The 20835-nt window shown below is 49.0% G+C and carries 19 protein-coding genes; all 19 read left to right on the plus strand.

From position 1 onward, the window contains the following. Positions 1 to 184 precede the first annotated feature (184 nt). The 19 genes from spoVT to NYE45_RS00325 all read left to right on the plus strand — a co-directional run bounded on the left by spoVT (position 185) and on the right by NYE45_RS00325 (position 20785). A complete protein-coding gene (gene spoVT, locus NYE45_RS00235; protein WP_036606123.1) occupies positions 185 to 727 on the plus strand; it encodes a stage V sporulation protein T in 543 nt (180 codons plus the stop codon). A 178-nt stretch (positions 728 to 905) separates the two neighbouring features. Beyond that, positions 906 to 2654 carry a polysaccharide biosynthesis protein gene (locus NYE45_RS00240; RefSeq protein ID WP_340015155.1) on the plus strand — a complete coding sequence of 583 codons (1749 nt, stop codon included), beginning with the start codon at positions 906 to 908 and terminating at the stop codon, positions 2652 to 2654. A 151-nt stretch (positions 2655 to 2805) separates the two neighbouring features. Then, positions 2806 to 4299: a nucleoside triphosphate pyrophosphohydrolase gene (gene mazG / locus NYE45_RS00245; protein ID WP_340015156.1), complete on the plus strand. Its 1494-nt coding sequence runs from the start codon at positions 2806 to 2808 to the stop codon at positions 4297 to 4299. 308 nt (positions 4300 to 4607) lie between these two features. After that, complete coding sequence (locus tag NYE45_RS00250) at positions 4608 to 4880, plus strand: HU family DNA-binding protein (RefSeq protein ID WP_017691362.1); 273 nt, start codon at positions 4608 to 4610, stop codon at positions 4878 to 4880. After that, on the plus strand, positions 4880 to 5158 hold the full coding sequence (locus NYE45_RS00255) for an RNA-binding S4 domain-containing protein (protein ID WP_036606120.1): 279 nt from the start codon (positions 4880 to 4882) through the stop codon (positions 5156 to 5158). The genes NYE45_RS00250 and NYE45_RS00255 overlap by 1 nt, the downstream gene beginning before the upstream one ends. Before the next feature lie 174 nt (positions 5159 to 5332). Further along, entirely contained in the window at positions 5333 to 5617 is a 285-nt protein-coding gene (yabP, locus tag NYE45_RS00260; RefSeq protein WP_056697424.1) for a sporulation protein YabP, read from the plus strand. Then, on the plus strand, positions 5614 to 6183 hold the full coding sequence (yabQ, locus tag NYE45_RS00265) for a spore cortex biosynthesis protein YabQ (RefSeq protein ID WP_340015157.1): 570 nt from the start codon (positions 5614 to 5616) through the stop codon (positions 6181 to 6183). The genes yabP and yabQ overlap by 4 nt, the downstream gene beginning before the upstream one ends. 11 nt (positions 6184 to 6194) lie before the next feature. Beyond that, positions 6195 to 6530 carry a septum formation initiator family protein gene (locus tag NYE45_RS00270; RefSeq protein WP_062838085.1) on the plus strand — a complete coding sequence of 112 codons (336 nt, stop codon included), beginning with the start codon at positions 6195 to 6197 and terminating at the stop codon, positions 6528 to 6530. Positions 6531 to 6728: 198 nt separating this feature from the next. Further along, positions 6729 to 7259 carry a S1 domain-containing RNA-binding protein gene (locus NYE45_RS00275; protein WP_017691357.1) on the plus strand — a complete coding sequence of 177 codons (531 nt, stop codon included), beginning with the start codon at positions 6729 to 6731 and terminating at the stop codon, positions 7257 to 7259. A 481-nt stretch (positions 7260 to 7740) separates the two neighbouring features. Continuing rightward, positions 7741 to 10248: a stage II sporulation protein E gene (gene spoIIE / locus NYE45_RS00280; RefSeq protein WP_340015158.1), complete on the plus strand. Its 2508-nt coding sequence runs from the start codon at positions 7741 to 7743 to the stop codon at positions 10246 to 10248. Between the two features lie 85 nt (positions 10249 to 10333). Beyond that, complete coding sequence (locus NYE45_RS00285; RefSeq protein ID WP_315939736.1) at positions 10334 to 11086, plus strand: VWA domain-containing protein; 753 nt, start codon at positions 10334 to 10336, stop codon at positions 11084 to 11086. Beyond that, entirely contained in the window at positions 11070 to 12017 is a 948-nt protein-coding gene (locus tag NYE45_RS00290; protein WP_062838083.1) for a protein kinase, read from the plus strand. Before NYE45_RS00285 ends, NYE45_RS00290 begins: the two co-directional genes overlap by 17 nt. A gap of 44 nt (positions 12018 to 12061) precedes the next feature. Beyond that, on the plus strand, positions 12062 to 13501 hold the full coding sequence (gene tilS / locus NYE45_RS00295; protein WP_076334100.1) for a tRNA lysidine(34) synthetase TilS: 1440 nt from the start codon (positions 12062 to 12064) through the stop codon (positions 13499 to 13501). 52 nt (positions 13502 to 13553) lie between these two features. Then, positions 13554 to 14093 (plus strand): hypoxanthine phosphoribosyltransferase, encoded by a 540-nt coding sequence (hpt, locus tag NYE45_RS00300; RefSeq protein WP_017691352.1) that lies wholly within the window; start codon positions 13554 to 13556, stop codon positions 14091 to 14093. Positions 14094 to 14193: 100 nt separating this feature from the next. Then, entirely contained in the window at positions 14194 to 16239 is a 2046-nt protein-coding gene (gene ftsH, locus NYE45_RS00305; RefSeq protein WP_062838081.1) for an ATP-dependent zinc metalloprotease FtsH, read from the plus strand. Positions 16240 to 16539: 300 nt separating this feature from the next. After that, positions 16540 to 17478, plus strand: coding sequence for a quinolinate synthase NadA (gene nadA / locus NYE45_RS00310; RefSeq protein WP_017691350.1), 939 nt, complete (start codon positions 16540 to 16542; stop codon positions 17476 to 17478). A 35-nt stretch (positions 17479 to 17513) separates the two neighbouring features. Then, a complete protein-coding gene (gene nadB / locus NYE45_RS00315; protein WP_340017282.1) occupies positions 17514 to 19145 on the plus strand; it encodes an L-aspartate oxidase in 1632 nt (543 codons plus the stop codon). Beyond that, positions 19142 to 20008 carry a carboxylating nicotinate-nucleotide diphosphorylase gene (gene nadC, locus NYE45_RS00320; RefSeq protein ID WP_340015159.1) on the plus strand — a complete coding sequence of 289 codons (867 nt, stop codon included), beginning with the start codon at positions 19142 to 19144 and terminating at the stop codon, positions 20006 to 20008. Before nadB ends, nadC begins: the two co-directional genes overlap by 4 nt. A 6-nt stretch (positions 20009 to 20014) precedes the next feature. Further along, positions 20015 to 20785, plus strand: a complete 771-nt coding sequence (locus NYE45_RS00325) for a type III pantothenate kinase (protein WP_340015160.1) — start codon at positions 20015 to 20017, stop codon at positions 20783 to 20785. Positions 20786 to 20835 lie beyond the last annotated feature (50 nt).

Below are 20835 nucleotides of genomic sequence, written 5' to 3' on the forward strand. Positions count from 1 at the left end.
CGTATGGGTATATGGTCGCCTTCTTCGAAAGTTACACAACTATATTCTCCGATGTATGTATAAGGAAATGGGAACAGATGAATACTATGGTCAAGATATCACACTAAACGTTCTGGGACTTTCCTCTACCCATTAAGGAACAGTAGTTGAAAAATCTTCTCGAGAAAGTGGGGCAACATGTGAAATGAAAGCTACTGGTATTGTCCGCCGTATAGATGACCTTGGTCGTGTGGTCATTCCAAAAGAAATCCGCCGTACGTTACGTATTCGTGAAGGGGATCCACTGGAAATTTTCGTGGACCGTGATGGAGAAGTTATTCTTAAAAAATATTCGCCGATTGGCGAGCTTGGTGATTTTGCCAAAGAATATGCAGAATCCCTGTATGAGAGTACAGGACATGTAACGATGATCTCTGACCGGGATACCATTATCACGGTGGCAGGGGGCTCCAAGAAAGAGTATTTGGACAAGCAGGTAGGTCAACTGTTGGAGGGCTGTATGGAAAACAGAAAGACCATTTTGGAAACAAACAACGGTTCTTATGAGCTTAGCAAAGATCATGACGAGACGTTATCCTCTTTTGTTATTGCGCCGATTATCTCGGGTGGTGACCCCATCGGAACGGTTATCCTTTTCAATAAGGATGAATCGGTGAAGATGTCTCAGATGGAAGTGAAGATGTCTGAGACGGCTGCTGGTTTCCTTGGCAAGCAAATGGAACAATAGACAGCAGATCAACTCCTGGTGCCCTGATTTGGGCATACGGGAGTTTTTTGCTTTTTAAGGGGCAAGGAGAGTTGATTCGGGATGATTGTCATGGGGGAGGGTTAGTCTGTGCGCCTTCAGGCAGGTATAATAACAAGGTATGCTTAATTGAACGCAGGGACATACGCAGGAGGGAATTATGAAACAGCCGTCTACAGGCTCAAGGCTGCTACAGGGTGCATTTGTACTTGGGCTTGCCGCCATTATCTCTAAAATCATTGGTGCTTTTCAGAAGATTCCGCTGCAGAATCTGGGGGGAGACGGTGTATTTGGCATTTACAATACGGTGTATCCGTTATATATGCTCATTATCACGCTTGCTGCTGCAGGACTGCCGCTGGCCGTATCCAAATTCGTAGCAGAGCAGAATGCACTGGGAAGACCAGACGAGAGCAGAAGAATTATTCGACTATCTTCCCTATTGCTCGGGGGAATTGGAATTATAATGGCACTCTTGATGTATGCAGGTGCGCCGCTGATCGCCGAGCTGATCGGCAATCGACATGTGGTTCCATCGATTCGCGCAGCTTCATGGGCGTTATTGTTCGTCCCGGTGATGACAGGGCTGCGTGGATATTTTCAGGGGTTACAGCAGATGGTCCCAACAGCGGTATCACAAGTGGTGGAGCAGACGATACGTGTCACCGTCATGATTGTTTTGCTTCTCTGGCTGATGAGGCGGGATGCTTCGCTTGAAAGTATCGCTGCTGGTGCCATGATGGGCTCCGTTGCCGGCGGAATGGTTGGGCTGCTAGTCATGTTAGGGTACATGGTCCGACATCGGCGAGAAGACAGGGAAGTGGTCACCGGACAATTGAATTCGGAATGGAGCAGAAGAGGTGAGGAGGTTGGAGCAGACAGGCATGAGCGTCAGGAGCATAGGCCGGTTACGCTGCAAAAGAAAACGGCGAGTGCTATACATCCCGCTCTGGGAGAACGGTCACGATCCAACGGGGAATGGATCAGGACGCTGCTCATGTATGCCATCCCTGTCTGTCTTGGGTCGCTGGCCGTACCGCTGATGAATCTGGTGGATACCTTCACTGTGCCCCGGCTGCTGCGGGGAGAAGGACTGGATGAGCTCCAGTCGATGGTTTCCTTCGGCATCTACAACCGTGGATTGCCGCTGGTTCAACTGGTGACGATGCTGGCTACGTCACTGTCTGTGTTATTTATTCCGGCGATGGCGGAAGCCCGGTTAAAGGGCGGGCCAGAAGCCGTCCGGCAGCAAGCAGGTCTCGCGCTGCGCTGGTTCTGGTTGATCGGCCTGGCGGCATCCGCGGGTCTTGCGGTGCTGGCGGAGCCGATTAACCGCATGCTGTACGGAGATGCCGCAGGCACGGAAGCACTGCGGTATATGGCGCTGACGGCTGCGGGCAGCACCGTCAGCATTATTGCGGCGGCGCTGCTGCAAGGCCTCGGCGCCGTGCGCGCACCTGCGTTCAGCATGTTGGCCGCCGCAGGCGTCAAGGCGCTGCTGAACGTCATGCTTGTGCCGGCGCTGGGCATCAGCGGCGCGGCCCTGGCAGGCGCAGTCGCCTACATGCTGGCGGCTGGCCTGAATGTGGCGCTGTTGGCGCGACTTGTCGCCCTGCGCCCTGCCCCTGGCGCCGTCCTGGCGAAGCCGGCGCTGGTGATCGCCGCCATGAGTCTGGCGGCGGTAGGCACGGCCTGGGCCGCCGAAGCCGTGCTCGGCGGCATGGGTATCGCGGCCGACCGCCGGCTGGCCGCGATGGGCGTGAGCCTGCTGGGCATTGCCGCAGGCTCTGCCGTGTTCTTGCTGGCGGCGGCCCGGACAGGGCTACTGACCGCCGCGGAGCTGGCGGTCGTGCCCAAGTTGGGGCCTCGCCTTGCCAAGCTGCTGCGCAGACTGCGTGTGCTGCGCTAGCTTCATGCTCAAGGTGCTTCTGCCTCCAGCACCCCGAATATGCAATTATAGGATATCGAATGATTCTGGTATAATACGTGTAATTAGTCCTGTTCAGGCACGATGATCATCATTGAGCCTGGACAGGACAGTCCGGATGGAGGTTTACGCAATGAGTGCAGCTTTGACCGTAGTGGGTCTTGGATCTGGAGATGCAGACCAACTGACCGTAGGTATTATCAAAAAAATGAAACATGCAGCTACGCTGTATGTACGCACCCTGGATCATCCCGTATTGAATGATCTGAAGCAAGAGGGGCTGGAGATGACATCATTTGATGCCATCTATGAGTCGAAGTCCTCCTTCCCCGAAGTATATGATGAGATCGCGAACCAACTGATAGAGGCCGCTCGCAAGGGCGAGGCCGGAACAGAGATTGTGTATGCCGTTCCGGGTCATCCCATGGTGGCAGAAGCAAGTGTACGTTTGCTCAAAGAACGTTGCCCACAGATGGGCATTTCACTGCGTGTTATGGGAGGAGAGAGCTTCCTGGACGAAGCCTTTATACGGCTTGGTTTCGACCCGATCGAAGGATTTCAACTCCTGGATGCCAGCAGCCTGAACACGGAACTGGTACAACCACAGCTACATACGTTGATCGGACAAGTCTACGATGTGTTCACTGCCTCGGATGTGAAGCTATGCCTGATGGAGGTTTACCCGGATGATTATCCGGTATTTGTGGGTCATGCGCTGGGTGTACAGGGTCAGGAGGTTATTCACAAGATTCCGCTACACGAACTGGACCGGATCGAAGGATACGGGAATCTGTCACTGATTTATGTACCGAAGAACACCGATGATGCCTTGCGTCGGCGATCCTTTGCGCGTTTGCATGAGATTGTGAACATTCTTCGCAGTCCAGGTGGCTGTCCATGGGATCAGGAGCAGACGCATCAGTCGATTCGCAAAAACCTGATTGAAGAGACCTATGAAGTCATTGAGACGATCGATGAGGATGACCCCGACCATATGAAAGAAGAGCTGGGTGATCTGTTGCTGCAGATTTTATTGCATTCCCAGATGGAAGAAGAAGTGGGCACATTTAATGTGTATGATGTCATCGAAGGTTTGAATGATAAGCTGATTTTCCGTCATCCGCATGTGTTTGGCGATAATCAGGCAGAAGATGCGAATGAAGCTCTTCAGAACTGGGAACAGATGAAGGCAGAGGAGAAGAAACGCAAGGGTCTGGATCAGCAGAAGGTTTCCGTGCTGGACGGCATACCGCGTGACTTGCCTGCATTGATGAAGGGATACAAGCTACAGAAGAAAGCAGCCAAAGTGGGCTTTGACTGGGATGATGTTGAAGGTGTATTTGCCAAGATCGAGGAAGAGCTGGCGGAATTGAAAGAAGCAGTGCAACAAGGTCAGTCTGCAGAAGAGCGGAAGCTTGAACTGGGAGATTTATTATTCGCAGCCGCGAACGTTGCAAGATTCATCGATACAGACCCGGAAGAGGCACTCGCTGCCACCAACCGCAAGTTCGTTGGGCGGTTCCAATACATTGAAGAGCGTTTGCGCGAACAGGGAAGAACACCAGCAGATAGCAATGTAGAAGAGATGGAGCAATTCTGGCAGGATGCGAAGAAGGCAGGATTATAAGGGGTTCAATTTTCTGGAAAATACCGATAAACCTTATTCCATCATGCTATGCAGTGTGTTATGATATACGAACATGTGTTCATCTGTGTAAACTGGAGTTGGTGTTTAGCGACGGATGGTTTCGGGTACTGGTCTTAGACTGTCCCCTGCGGATCATCGACAAAAAGCTAAAAAAAGTCGCGGACCAAGGCAGGATTTCAGATGCCAAGCCAGAATACATGTGTAGTAACCTTACGCGAAACCAGTGGCAATCGAAGGATTGTCAGGGATCGCAGATACTTTTTTTTCAATTTGGGAGGCTTTTAAAAATGAACAAAACAGATCTGATTAACAACATTTCAACCAAAAGTGGTTTGACTAAAAAAGACGTTGAGTCCGTATTGAATGGCTTTTTGGGAGAAATTACAGATGCACTTGCCAGCGGAGACAAAGTACAATTGATCGGCTTTGGCACTTTTGAGACCCGCAAACGTTCCGGTCGTACCGGACGTAACCCACAAACAGGGAATGAAATCGTGATTCCTGAGTCCACTGTTCCTGCATTCAAAGCAGGCAACAAACTTAAAGAAGCCGTAAAATAATGCGTCTTGATAAATTCCTGAAGGTCTCCCGGTTAATCAAACGCCGTACTGTGGCCAAGGACGTCTCTGAACAGGGGCGTGTTCTGGTGAACGGACGTGAAGCAAAGCCCAGCGCCGCTGTTAAGGTAGGCGATGAGCTGACGGTTCAGTTCGGTCAGAAACTGGTCACTGTGAAGGTGGAACGAATTGCTGAGAGCACCAAGAAGGATGAGGCGAGCAGCCTCTACACCTTGGTTAAGGAAGAGCCGATCGCCAAGGATAACGGGATGAACTGGTAACAGTACACCTGGTATGATTGAACATTCATTCAATGCAAGTTGAATCGAAACGTCCTCCTGTAACCGGGAAGGGCGTTTTTGTTTTATTAGATGCCGTGTTATTTGTTCAACAACGCTGGTTCTATTCCAACCTCCTCATCCATAAGCTAGGTGTAAGAAGGAGGGGTACATGCCATGGTTGAGCACGGTAAGGCCAAACAGCATCATCTGAGCATGCAGAATCGGAAACTGCTGGATCTGACAGGTGTCTCCAATGTGGAGAGCTTCGACAGTGAGGAATTTTTGCTGCAGACTGAACTTGGGCATCTGACCATCCGAGGGCACAATTTACATATCAAAAACCTGAGCCTGGAGGAAGGTCTGTTATCCATTGAAGGCACAGTCAGTTCACTCCAATATCTGGACCCCGGTTCCCAGTCCAAAAACAGTAAAGGCCTGTTTGGCAAGATGTTCCGATGAGTCCGGATACTCAATGGATCACATTGATGTGGATGCTTACTTCGGGGGTCGTGATGGGAATGGCCTACGACAGTTACCGGGTACTGTCCGGACAGCTGCGGTTTCCGAGATGGAGCATCCACACACTCGATCTGTTGTACTGGGTTGCTTCCGCGCTGTTCGTTTTTCGGATGCTCTACGCCGGAAACCACGGACAGCTGCGGTTTTATGTCTTTTTGGGGCTGATTATAGGGGTTTGCTTCTATTTTTGGCTTTTAAGTGTTACAACCCAGCGTTTTGTGGTAATGTTAATTAAACTCGCAAGAACGCTGATTCATTGGTGTGGACGTATCCTTAACATCCTGATCGTTATGCCGGCTAAGGGGATTTATAAGTTAATTCGCGTATTATTCGGTTTTGTAATTGCGATACTATTATTCCTGGGCAGGCTGGTGCTGCAATGTTTGGTACCTTTCGGCAAGTTGTTCCGCTGGATGTTTAGGCCGCTCCTGAAATATTGGGTAACGCCGCATTGGATGATCCGTGTGGGTACAAGAATTGCAGCGATGTGGAAACGCTGGTTTTAAGGAGGTCCGTAATGGGTAAAACACCTGTGGGCAGATCAAAGGCTCCAACTAACCAAGGAAAATCTGCCGGTGCACGAAGGCGCCTCATGCTTTGGATGACGTTTATGATTGTATTTGTAATATGGGCAGGATATACATTCCTTGTGCAGAATGCACAAATTTCGGACAAGAGTTCTCATCTGGCTACTCAGCAAGCTTCAAAGGAAGATACGTTGAAGAAGCTGGAACAGTTGAAGTACGAAGTCAGCCGGTTGAATGACCCCGAATACATAGGACAGCTGGCACGGAAAAAAGGATATTATCTTCCTGAGGAAACGCCGATCCAGGTTGAAGAGTCAGGGAACTGATGGAATTCGGTCCATTACCGAGCTAGGTTTGTTATCCGTGTGTCTGAAGCCGTTAAACCGGAAAAAATAGGCTCTCTGATGGGGTAGTGTTCAGTTGACCTTGGTTTACGGCATAAGGTATAATTACATTAGCGTAGCATTGATTTTGGCATTCAAAAAATCGGGTTGTATATTTTTAAGGGAGGATCATTTTATTCTATGGCAATTGAAGTGGGCACCAAGTTAGAGGGCAAGGTGACAGGAATCACGCATTTTGGAGCATTTGTGGATCTGTCAGGAGGTGTCACGGGTCTCGTTCACATCTCGGAAATCGCCGACAATTACGTCAAAGATGTCAACGACCACCTGAAGCTGAATGACCTCGTTACAGTAAAGGTTATCAACGTTGACAAGGATGGCAAGATCGGACTTTCCATTAAGCAAGCTGTTGACAAACCGGTTGAGCAACAAACACAATCCAGACCCCCGAGAGCTCCTAGACCGGAACGCAGTGGAGGAGATCGCGAACGATTCAGCGGCGGAGGCCCAAGTGGTGGCCAAGGTCGTGGTGGCGGCGGCGGTGGATTTAACCGTGGTGACCGCGGAGGCCGTTCTTTCAAGCCCGCAGCAGGCAAACCTTCATTTGAGGATAAAATGTCACGCTTCCTGAAAGATAGTGAAGAGCGGATCTCTTCGCTTAAGAAGAACACAGAAGGCAAACGCGGTGGCCGTGGAGCCAAGCGTGTGTAATCTGTCTCAACCTGATCTAAACATATAAGAAAAACCGTTAGCCTGTGGGCTAACGGTTTTTTTGCGTTTACGTTCAACTTTCACAGATAAGTAGTCGAATAGCTTTTTTTGTAAGGTGAAGCTCCATATCCCCAGTTTTTCTGCACGGCAAAATGGAACCATAAGAACATTTGTCGTCTACCATTTTTTACCGACAGGTTTCCGTGGCATTCCACAGCTATCCTGCTCAAATGATGGCGAGGCCAAACCAACTCCGGTTCAAAATCAGACATTCCGCTTGTCGGAAACAGGTAGGAGAATGAATGAAATCACAATAAGGCCGGGGGTTTCGTACCACCGCGCCAGCCTCGTTTCTTTTGTCGTAAACTTTTTGGACCCTGCCCACCTATTCTGACAAACTACGTCTTCTAATCTATCTATAATCAGAACCATCGAGAACGAAACACGAAAATTCAAATTAATCGAATGGGGTGCCTTGAGGATGATGGAAAAGTGGAATGTCATTCAATTTCCGGGAATGAAAGCAGGTAAAGGAGGTACGGAAGCTCGGGAGGAGCTGTCGGTACGTCTGAAACAATGGCTTGGCTCCCGCAAGGCTGTCCAGATGGTTGCTTCCCGCAAATGGGTACTGCTGCTTACGTTTATGGGGTTCCTGCTCGGAAAGGCAATGATCCTGAATGAGTTATCTCCCTTTGCCATTGCTTACTTCGCCGTAATTGCTTTCATGCGCAGGGATTACATCATTCCGGTAGGCGCCGCTCTACTCGCAGGTAGTCTCTTCGCACCGTTTCCAGTACCGCTCATTGTTGCATCGGAGATCGCCATCTTTTATCTGCTCTTCCGCGGTCTTGAGTCATATGATCGTGCTGAATTATCTTATGCACCAACGATGGTGTTTACCACTACATTTATGGTCAAGTTATTCGCCGTCGTGATTGGACCATCCTTCAGCTGGTACGCCATGCTGATGCTCACGATGGATTCGGTACTAAGCTTCGTGCTCACCCTTGTTTTTATACAAGCCATACCGATCTTCACCTACCGCAAAAAAAAGTTCAACCTAAAGAACGAGGAGATCCTCTGCCTGATCATATTGCTCGCTTCCGTTATGACGGGAGCCGTAGGTTGGACAATTCAGTCCTTGTCCGTCGAGCATATGCTCTCCCGTTATCTCATTCTAATCTTTGCGCTGGTGGGCGGAGCCCCCCTCGGAGCCTCGGTTGGGGTCATTACCGGCTTGATTCTGAGTCTGGCTGACATGTCAGCGGTGTATCAGATGAGCCTGCTTGCTTTTGCCGGGATGCTCGCAGGTATGCTTCGAGAGGGTAAACGTGCGGCGGTTGCATTGGGCATGCTGCTGGGTTCGTCCATTCTATCCATATATCTGGGGGGACCGGGCGATGTGATGAACTCATTATGGGAGACGTGTGCAGCTATCGTACTATTCATGTTAACACCTAAAAGCCTGATGACGGCGATATCCAAATATGTACCGGGTACGCAGGATCATACCAAATCGCAGCATGAGTATGCCAAACGGATACGGGATATTACGGCAGAACGGGTAACCCGGTTCTCACAGGTATTCCGTCAATTGTCACGTAGCTTTGATCAGATGTCCGGTGCAGGGGAGCAGGTACAGAAAGAAGGTGGAATGGACCATTTCATGAATGCGGTTGCCGAGGGCACATGTGCAAGCTGCTTCAAGCGTACACAATGCTGGGATGCGAAGTTTATTCAAACCTACAAATATATGACGGACGTGATGAGTACTATTGAAGGAAACCCGGAGATCTCAGGCAAGCAAATTCCAGTCGACTGGAACAGGGTGTGTGCGAAACCGGAAGAGGTCCTTGAAGTCATGCGTGCCCAGTATGGACTGCATCAACATAACATGCAATGGAAGCGTCAAATTATCGATAGCCGGCAGCTGGTTGCAGAGCAATTGTCCGGTGTATCTCAGGTCATGGAGGACCTGGCCAAAGAAATTCAGCGGGAAAGTGATGAGATGGTACAGCAGGAGGAGCAGATTCGGGACGCACTGGAGTCATTGGGCTTGTCCATTCACTCCATTGAGATCATTAATCTGGAAGCGGGCAATGTAGAGATTGAGATTGTACATGCATATACACGTGGATTCGATGAGTGCCGGAAAATGATTGCTCCGCTGATCTCGGATGTACTGGACGAGCATATTGCCGTCTTGCATGAGACCATGACCGATCCTCGTCAGGGACTGGCAACCGTCACGTTTGGTTCAGCCAAAACGTTCGAGGTAACCACCGGTGTTGCTGCTGCTGCCAAAGGGGGAGATGTGATGTCAGGCGACAGCTTTAGTACGGTTGAATTAGGCAATGGTACATTCGCGGTGGCGCTCAGTGATGGAATGGGCAATGGGGAACGGGCGCGCATGGAGAGCAGCGCAGCTCTCAATATTCTGGAACAGTTGCTACAGTCCGGCATGGACGAGAAACTGGCGATCAAATCGGTGAACTCCGTTCTGATGTTGCGCTCCCCTGAAGAGATGTATGCCACAGTGGATATGGCGCTGATTGATGAGTATACGGCGGAGACCACGTTTATGAAAATCGGATCAACACCAAGTTTTATCAAACGTGGACAGGAGGTTATTCAAGTTTCAGCCAGTAATTTGCCAATCGGTATTATTAAGGATATCGAAGTGGACCTGGTGACGGTACAGCTGCAACCGGGGGATATCCTCATTATGATGACGGATGGCATCTATGATGCACCGGGGTATGCGGTGAACAAAGAGCTATGGATGAAGCGGCTCATTCAAGAGATTGATACAGATGATCCGCAAGATTTGGCCGATTGCCTGCTTGAGAGTGTTATCAGATATCAGCAGCATGAAATTTTGGATGATATGACCGTCGTTGTTGGAAAAGTAGAGCATTTCCGCCCTGAATGGGCCACACTGCGTGTGCCTGGCATCAACCGGATGGAGCGTCCACGGACCGTCAGTTAATTGCATATTCTTCTGTTTGAAGTCTCTTCATTCTGGCAATGCTAGTCATAGAGTTGGAGAGTAACGAATAACGGAGGGATATCGGATGAAGCAAATCTTATTGATCACCGACGGTTGTTCCAATGTAGGACCAAGTCCGGTGCTGGCAGCGGCCGAAGCGCAGGAAGAGGGGATTACGGTTAATGTAGTAGGTGTGATTGATTATGGAACCATTGGTGAGCTGGGTAGCCGGGAGATTGAGGATATTGCCAGAGCCGGAGGTGGAATCAGCCAAATTGTAGGTACACGTCAGCTTGCCCATACGATGCAGATGATGACAAGGAAAACGGTGGTTCAGACCATTCAGCAGGCGGTTAATAGAGAGTTAACACAAATTTTGGGAGAGAAGGAGCCCAAAACGGTAACGGATCTGGAGCCTGCTCAACGCGCCCGGGTCGTGGAAGTGATGGATGATATGGCTGAAACTACAGCCTTACAGGTGATATTGTTAATAGACGTCAGTGCCAGCATGAAGCCCAAACTGGCTGCGGTAGAAGAAGGCATTCGTGATTTAATGTTGAGTTTGCAGGCGCGTATAGGTCAAAGCAAGCTTTCCGTATTTCATTTTCCCGGACGACACAGTGGAGAAGATGCGGTAATGGATATTGACTGGACAACGGATCCAGGCCGTGTTCGGTCCTTGTTTGGAAGGTTGCAGATGAAGGGTGCAACGCCGACAGGTCCTGCAATTCAGAAGGTGATTGATTTTTACCGTTATGGTACACTGGAGGAACAGCAGGAAATAGAAGGGAACTATCGCATTGAAAGAGAAGGGATGCTCGGTGACAACGTTGTCTGACGCCTCTTTCCCGCCAGGAACCGTGGTTACAGGGAAATGGAATCGCAGTCGTTACACGATTCGGAAGCTACTGGGCAAAGGAGCCAATGGCATCGTTTTTCTGGTCCAACGGGGCGAAAATGGCAAACACTACGCGCTTAAAATGGGATTTGACCCGGTAGATCTGCAATCGGAAGTCAATGTGCTCAAATCTTTTCAACTACAGCGTAATCATGAGGCCCTTCGGCAGAGCGGCATTCCTTCCTATCTTAAAGATGTGGATGATTATGCCGTTCGTGGCCGGGATATTCCTTTTTATGTGATGCGTTACGTTCGAGGTGAGGCTCTCCATCACTTCATTCGGCGTCAGGGGACAGACTGGACACTTCTGGTTGGACTTAGACTCTTGCAGAAGCTGGCGCAATTGCATCAGGCTGGATGGGTGTTTGGCGATCTCAAACCTCAGAATGTGCTGGTATCCGATTATGGGCAGGTGGAATTGATCGACTACGGCGGAGTTACGTCTATTGGTCGAAGCGTCAAACAGTTCACTGAATGGTATGATCGAGGTTTCTGGAATGCAGGTAGTCGAACAGCAGATGGTACCTATGATGTATTTGCTTTTGCATTATTGTTGATCCATGTACTTGAAGCAGACGCGCTCAAGGCACTGGCAGCCGAAGGGTTGCCGCAACTGCGAAGTGTGAATCAGCTTGTAGCGCTGGTGGAGCGCAGTGAACGACTGGGTCCTTTTCGCAACTGGACGATTCAGGCCTTGCGAGGTCAGTTTCGTGATGCAGGCCATGCGGCACAAGGATGGAAGGAAATGATGGCACGCCCCACGCCTCTTCGCCGTCGTTCCAACAGTACAACACCGCGCTGGCTTAAGAACGCATTTGCTGTATCTGTGATATTACTTATTGGGGTGCTCATCTATGCACTACGTTTCTGATCTGTGAGGGTGCATATACATAACGCAAGGAATGAGGAACAGGTATGGAGGCTTTACGCTGGAACATGCTGGTGAATAACGTGCTGGATGCAGCGGAAGAGCATCAGTTATGGGTTCCCGGGGATCGGATTGTCGTCGCAGTATCGGGCGGGCCGGACTCGGTGGCTTTTTTGCATATCATGCACGAGATCAGCAAGCGGCATGTGCCACTTGAATTGATCTGTGCCCACGTGCATCATGGCTTCCGGAGTGAATCTGATGATGAAGCGGAGAAAATGATGGAACTGGCACAGCAGCTTGGTATTGCTTTTGAATGGATCAAGGCCGATGTTCCTTCATATATGGAGCTGACGGGTCAAGGGCCACAGGAAGCGGCACGCAACAAGCGATATGCCTTTCTACATGAAGTGGCTGCCAAATATAATGCGGCAAGCATCGCTTTGGCACATCATGCCGATGATCAGGCAGAGACGGTCATGCTTCATTTGCTTCGTGGAACCGGCTTGTCGGGACTCGCGGGAATGAAGTTTAAAAGACGAGAAAAAAATGTGGAACTTATTCGTCCATGCCTTCGTATAAACAAGACAGACCTTGTAGAAGCTTGTAATACCCAGGGTTTTATGTATTTCAATGATGAGAGCAACGCCTTGCGTAAATATCGGCGTAATGCCATTCGCTTGGATGTGCTTCCTTTTTTGGGGCAGTATAATGGACAACTCACGCCGTCATTGAATCGGCTTGCCGAAATTGTGGGTGATGAAGACGATTTCATGGAGCAGAGTGCATATGACACATACAGGTGTCTAGTGCAGGTGAACGGCGGAAGGCAAACCTTTGAGGTGCCTTCCTTCTTGAAGTTACATGTCGCTTTACAACGAAGGTTGATTAAACTAATATTGAATTATCTGCCTTTGGACAGTGATTTTGTCGACTTTACCCGTATAGAAACCATTCGACGCAAGGTCATGGAGACCCATGTGACGACCTGGAGCCTGGATATAGGACAGACACTCGCCTGCACTCGGGAGTATAATCTGATTTCTTTTGGCATACGGACAGACGTACAGGATCAATCTTACGAGTATCGTCTTGCGCAATGGAGTGGAACTTATGAGCTTTCACTCACCCAAATTAACCGGTATATTCGGTTGATGCCGGTGAGTCCCGAGGACTATCATGTACCAGAATCGGCGGATCAAGCCGCGTTTGATGCGGATCAACTGCTTATGCCGCTGGTTGTGCGTTCACGGTTACCTGGAGATACCATGAAAGTGATGGGATTAAACGGAAGCAAAAAGGTGAAAAATATTTTCATCGATGAGAAAATCCCCCCATCTGTCCGTCCACGTATTCCTGTGGTATGTGATGGAGCAGGTCATATCATCTGGTTACCGGGTGTTCGACGGTCCAATGTGGCTCCTGTCAGGGATGGCACTTCCGCAATCCTGTACATGACTGTAGGCGATTCAGCGATTCAGGGGTAGTGGTTATGGTTCAGGTAAGGCTTTCATAGTATAACTTAGGGGGTTCGCACAGTTGCAGAACGACATTCAGGAAGTATTGATCAGTGAAGAAGAAATTCAGAGTAAAGTCAAGGAATTAGGCGCAACACTAAGTGCCGAATATGCAAATCGCAATCCTTTGGTCATTTGTGTGCTCAAGGGTGCGTTTATATTTATGGCTGATTTGGTTAAAAACATAACGGTACCTGTTGAAATGGATTTTATGGCGGTATCCAGTTATGGCGCTTCCACCAAGTCATCAGGTGTTGTCAAAATCATTAAGGATCTGGATGTATCCGTTGAAGGACGGGAAGTCCTGATTGTCGAAGATATTATCGACAGCGGACTTACACTCAGCTACCTGATTGAACTGCTAGAGAACCGCGGCGCTGAATCGGTGCGTGTGGTTACGCTGTTCGACAAGCCTTCAGGCCGTAAAGTGGAGCTGGAAGCTCATTACACAGGCTTTGACATTCCTGACGCGTTCATCGTTGGTTACGGTTTGGATTTTGCCGAGAAGTACCGGAACCTGCCCTATATCGGGATTTTGAAGCCGGAAGTCTACAGTAGCTAATATCCTGCCCGACCCAAGCCTTGAGCTGTTCTTGGCTTCTGTTGAGAAGCCATGTCGGGCTATGTTAAAATAATTAAAGTGTCTCGAGAGGAGGTAGGGGATGAATCGGTTCATCCGGAATTCTGGTTTTTATTTGATTCTTTTTTTAGTTGTGGTGGGGATAGTCCAGTTCGTCAGCAATGGCGGCGAAGCCACCGATAATCCTAGATATGATCAGTTGCGCACAGCGATCAAAGCCAACAATGTCTCTGAATTGACGGTTCAATTTAACGGTCAAACGTACCTCGTGACCGGTCAATACAAGAAGGCACCTGATGGCGCCAAATCAGAAAATTTCTCAACGTATATTCCTCCTACGGATGAGGCAATTAGTGAACTTGTAGCTGCAAGTGAAACTAACAATTTCCAATATCATCAGGAGCCAATGAAAGGTGACAGCATCTGGTTGACGTTGCTGACTTCCTTTATTCCTTTGATCATTATGTTCCTGCTGTTCTTCTTCCTGTTTAATCAGGCTCAAGGCGGCGGCGGTAAAGTAATGAACTTTGGTAAAAGCCGTGCTCGTCTCTATAACGAAGAGAAGAAGCGGGTTACATTTGAAGATGTTGCGGGTGCTGACGAAGAGAAACAGGAACTTGTTGAGGTTGTAGACTTCCTTAAGGATCCTCGTAAATTTGCGGCAGTAGGTGCACGGATTCCTAAGGGCGTATTGCTCGTAGGTCCTCCAGGTACTGGTAAAACGTTGCTCGCTCGTGCCGTTGCCGGTGAAGCGGGTGTACCATTCTTCAGTATTTCAGGTTCCGACTTCGTTGAAATGTTTGTTGGTGTCGGTGCATCACGTGTACGTGATTTGTTCGAAAATGCGAAGAAAAATGCGCCATGTATCATCTTTATCGATGAGATTGATGCTGTAGGACGTCAGCGTGGTGCTGGTCTTGGTGGTGGTCACGATGAACGTGAGCAAACACTCAACCAGTTGCTCGTTGAAATGGACGGTTTCGGAGCTAACGAAGGTATTATCATCGTAGCTGCAACGAACCGTGCAGATATTTTGGACCCTGCCTTGCTGCGTCCAGGACGTTTTGACCGTCAAATTACGGTTGACCGCCCTGATGTAAGAGGTCGTGAAGCTGTCCTGAAAGTACATTCCCGTAATAAACCACTGACCAAAGATGTGAAGATGGATATTATCGCAAAGCGTACAACAGGCTTCTCTGGTGCAGATTTGGAAAACCTCTTGAACGAAGCGGCATTGCTTGCAGCGCGTCGTAACCGTAAAGATATTTCCATGAAAGAAGTTGACGAAGCGATTGACCGTGTCATCGTCGGTACGGAGAAGAAAAGCCGTGTCATCAGTGATCGCGAGAAACGAATCGTTGCTTATCACGAAGCAGGTCATACCATTGTAGGATACTTCCTCGAACATGCTGATATGGTACATAAAGTGACCATTATTCCGCGCGGACGTGCGGGTGGATATGTAATCATGTTGCCAAAAGAAGACCGTATGCTGGTTACCAAGCAAGAATTGTTGGATAAAGTAACCGGACTCCTCGGAGGTCGTGTAGCTGAAGAATTGTTCATCGGAGAAATTGGCACTGGTGCATACAGTGACTTCCAGCAAGCGACAGGGATTGTTCGCAGCATGGTTATGGAATACGGTATGAGTGAGAAATTGGGACCTATGCAATTCGGAAGTTCACAAGGACAGGTATTCCTTGGTCGGGATATCGGTCATGAACAGAATTACTCAGATTCCATTGCTTACGAGATTGATCAGGAAATGCAACGCTTTATCAATGAATGTTATGAGAAATGTAAGGACTTGCTTGTTAAACATTCAAAAGAGATGCATCTGATCGCTCAAACTTTGCTTGAGGTAGAGACTTTGGAAATGGATCAGATCAAGCAATTGATCGAAACAGGTTCTTTGACGCCAAAAGCAGAGAATGACAATGATGGTGAAGGTACGCCAACTGAAGGCGGAGAGCCAATCATCGACAACATCGGTGATGTGCGTGTTCGCATTCAAGGTAAAGATGAAACGCCTGAGCCACCAGCTGGAGATATTCCGAACGAAGCACCGAATCTGGAAAAGGGTAATAACAATAACCCGGATGATGGCGGAACGAAGCCAACGTCTTAATGTATATTACATCTGGCTAGAATAGCAGGTGAAATCAAGAGAGCCCTCGGGCTCTCTTTTTTTTGTCCATTATTTTAAAAACGGATAGATAAAGATAAACGGGAGTTAGATGGCGAACCAGTTAGCAAACGGGTGGTTACGGCGCGGTTCTGGGCCTTTTTCATTTATTGACAGAGTCGTGAACGTTGTGTAAATTAGTTGTTAAACCGCTTGTGATTCGTTTCTCAAGCGAACATAACGACTTAGGTTAGCCCTACGAAACAGCGCATGACGCTGTCCCGATAAAGGAGAGGATCACAGGTGGAAGCTCTGGCTTTAGAGCGCAAGGCTGAGATGAACCGCGAGCTGCGTGAGCGGCTTATGGAGTTGAAGAAGGAACGTAATGCCATTATTCTTGCCCATTATTACCAACGTGACGAGGTACAGGAGGTTGCTGACTTCCGTGGAGATTCGTTTCTATTAGCCCAGAAGGCAGCACAAACAGATGCAGATGTGATCGTATTCTGTGGTGTTCACTTTATGGGTGAAAGCGCTAAAATTCTGGCACCCAACAAAACAGTTATTATCCCGGATGAGCGTGCAGGTTGCCCAATGGCAGATATGGTGAATGTGGATGGACTACGCAAATTGAAAGCACAACACCCTAATGCCAAGGTGGTTACGTATATCAACTCCTCGGCTGAAATCAAAGCAGAGACCGACATCTGTTGTACATCGGCGAATGCGGTCCGGGTTATTCAATCGGTGGATTCCGACGAAATTATCTGGGTACCGGATAAAAATCTGGGACACTATGTGCAGCAGCATACAGACAAGAAAATGATTATCTGGGAAGGCTACTGCAACACGCATGATATGCTCACAGTCAAAGATGTGGTGGAGATGAGAGCCAAGCATCCGAATGCAGAGTTTGTTGTCCATCCAGAGTGCCGCCCTGAAGTTGTAGAGATGGGTGATTTTGTAGGCAGTACAACAGCCATTCTGGAGTATTGCAAAAATTCATCAGCGAAGGAATTTATCGTTGGTACCGAAGATGGTACCGGATATCAGCTTCGTCTGGATAGTCCGGATAAACAGTTTCATTTTGCGACCAAGTTCCTCGTATGTCCCAACATGAAGGTGAACAACTTGAAGAAACTGGTGAAATGCCTGGAAACGATGAAGCCGCAAATCTATGTGCCACCGGCCGTTGCCGACAAAGCCAGAGAATCACTAGAGCGCATGTTGTTGGTGAAGTAGGATGCGCTACTCTTGCTCCAAGACAGGTGAATAACATGATACCGCAATATTTAGTTGATTTTGATCTGTCTGCGCTACCCATGGTAGAGACGGATGTACTGGTTATAGGCTCAGGAATTGCTGGTTTGTTCACCGCCATTAAGGCAAGTGAGCAACAACGCGTATTAATGATCACGAAGAAGTCATTACTTGAAAGTAACACCAGGTATGCGCAGGGAGGCATCGCTGCGGTTATTGCTGAAGATGATTCGCCTGCTTACCACTCGCAGGACACACTTGTAGCAGGAGCGGGCTTGTGCCGCTCCGAGGCGGTAGAAGTATTGGTGAATGAGGGTCCGGACGGAGTGAAGGAACTGATTCGTTTGGGTACGTTGTTTGACCTGGAGAACGGCGAGTTGGCGTTGACGCAGGAAGGTGCGCATAGCCACCGCCGTATTTTGCATGCCAACGGGGATGCAACGGGATATGAGATTGTACGTGCGCTTGCAGTCGAAGTGAATGAACACCCCGGAATTGAAGTATGGGATGAGCATTTTGTTATTGATCTGATTACGGATCGAGATCGAGGGGAATGCATCGGCGCTCTGATACAGAAGGATGATGGATCGAAGGTGTTTGTGAAGGCACAGGCAACCGTTCTCTGCTCTGGTGGGGCAGGGCAACTGTACCGATACACGACGAATCCGGATGTAGCTACTGCCGATGGTGTAGCCATGGCATACCGGGCTGGGGCTATCGTTCGTGACATGGAATTTATCCAGTTCCACCCCACATCTCTTTGTTATCCGGGGGCACCACGGTTTCTTGTGTCAGAAGCCGTACGCGGCGAAGGGGCATATTTACGCAATGTGAAGGGCGAACGCTTCATGGATCGATACCATGCCCAGCTTGAACTGGCACCACGTGATATCGTGGCACGAGCGATTGTTAGCGAGATGGAGTCTACCAACAGTACTTTTGTGTATCTTGACATTACACACGAACAGCCAGAAATGATCAAGCATCGATTCCCTACCATATATGAGACTTGTATGCGTTATGGATTGGATATGACAACGGACTGGATTCCCGTTGCACCTGCTGCCCATTACATGATGGGCGGAGTGAAAACGGATCTTAGCGGAGAGAGCAGCATCTCCCGGTTATTCGCTTGTGGTGAGGTATCTTCTACAGGAGTGCATGGAGCTAACCGTCTGGCAAGCAATTCCTTGTCAGAAGCGATTGTATTTGGCCGGAGAATTGTTGATCGCATTCATTCTCTTCCTCCGCTTGGTTCATTACAAGTAAGAGGAACTGCGACTGCATCTGTGGATATGACTAGCAAGATCATGAAAGAGCAAAAGCCAATATCGGAAAGACGCTTACGACTACAGAAAATGATGGTTCGTCAGGTAGGCTTGCGTCGGAATGGTGAGAACCTGCAGAAGGCTATGGACAAGCTGCAACAGGAATTGCAATTTTTTGACCAGACACTTGCCCATAAGGAAGAGCTGGAGTATGCCAACCTTCTGACCTGTGCCTGGTTAGTCACTAGCGGAGCATTACACCGCGAGGAGAGTCGGGGAGCTCACTATCGAGAGGACTTCCCGGCACGTGACGATATCGTGTGGCAGAAGCATAGTCTGCAGCAGCGAGAACAAGCGATTGTGGAGGAATTAATGTCATGATACTGAACGGATACAATGATGGGCTTATCGAATCAATCAAAAACTGGCTTCGGGAAGATGTTGGTGCAGGTGACGTTACAACGAGTGTAACGATCCCAGCAGGAAACCAATCCAAAGCCATTATACATGCCAAAGACAATGGTATTATTGCAGGCATGACCGTAGCCGAACTCGTATTTCAGGTAGTCGATCCTGGTCTTGTATTTACACCGAAGGTAACTGACGGAGACAAGGTTACGCATGGCACGATTCTGGCTGAGGTAGAGGGAAGTACACACTCACTGCTTACGGGGGAACGACTGGCACTTAACTTGCTGCAGCGTATGTCGGGAATTGCTACGCGTACGCGTACCTATGTGGATGTTCTGGATGGTCTTGAGACCAGGCTGGTGGATACACGTAAGACAACGCCCGGTCACAGGTTACTTGAGAAATACGCGGTACGCGTGGGTGGCGGAGCGAATCATCGATTTGGACTCTACGACGCCGTTATGATCAAGGATAACCACATCAAGGGCGCAGGCGGAATTACCGAAGCGGTACAGCGTGCACGAACAAGTATTCCACATACGATGACGATTGAAGTGGAGACGGAGAATCTGGAGCAGGTGAGAGAAGCCTTGCAAGCCGGGGCAGATATCATTATGCTGGATAACATGCATCCAGATCGGATGCGTGAAGCGGTTGATCTCATTCGTGAGCAGGCCCCGCATGTGAAGGTTGAAGCATCAGGTAACGTCTCTCTCCAGACCATTCGTGGAATTGCAGAGAGCGGTGTGGATGTAATTTCGGTTGGCAGGTTAACCTATTCTTTAGAGAGCCTGGATATCAGCCTGGATTTAAATGAAAAGAAAGAGGGGTGAACCTCTTTGATTCTAGTTGTAGACGTGGGGAACAGCAATATGGTGCTCGGCGTATATCAAGGCCGGGAGTTGCTGCACCACTTTCGTCTGAGTACATCACGTCAGTCAACAGTGGATGAATACGGCGTATTGATTTATAATTTATTTCATATGTCCGGCATCAGGGCAAGCGACATCGAAGGTGTAATCATCTCATCTGTGGTTCCGCCACTGGTGAATGTGATCGAAGCGATGTGTGAGAAATATGTGGGCAAAAAACCGTTACTCGTTGGGCCTGGTATCAAAACCGGCCTGAACCTGCGATACGAGAATCCACGTGAAGTGGGTGCAGATCGCATTGTTAATGCAGTGGCAGCCGTTGAGAAGTATGGCGGCCCTCTCGTCGTGGTCGATTTCGGTACTGCAACGACCTTTGACTGTATTGACGACAAAGGTCATTACCTGGGGGGAGCCATTGTACCTGGAATTCACATTGCCACCGAAGCGCTCTACGAGCGGGCATCCAAGCTGCCTCGTATTGAGCTGGAGAAACCCAAGAAGGTCATTGGGCGTAATACTATTCATGCGATGCAAGCGGGCATTATCTATGGCTATGCAGGACAGGTAGATGGTATTGTAGAGCGCATTCGCGAAGAAATGGGAGCTAAGCCCAGAGTCATTGCAACGGGTGGTCTCGCTACACTAATCGCGGAAGAAACCCGTAGTATAGAGGAAGTTGATCCGCTGCTTACGCTTGAAGGGCTGCGTATTATATATGAGCGGAACCGGGAAAGGTGAGCATAGAGACGGCATACAGCGGGCTGAGATTACAGCTTAAGTGTTGTGCC

It is taken from the genome of Paenibacillus sp. FSL K6-1318 (genome assembly GCF_037976905.1).
GTDB lineage: Bacteria > Bacillota > Bacilli > Paenibacillales > Paenibacillaceae > Paenibacillus > Paenibacillus amylolyticus_A.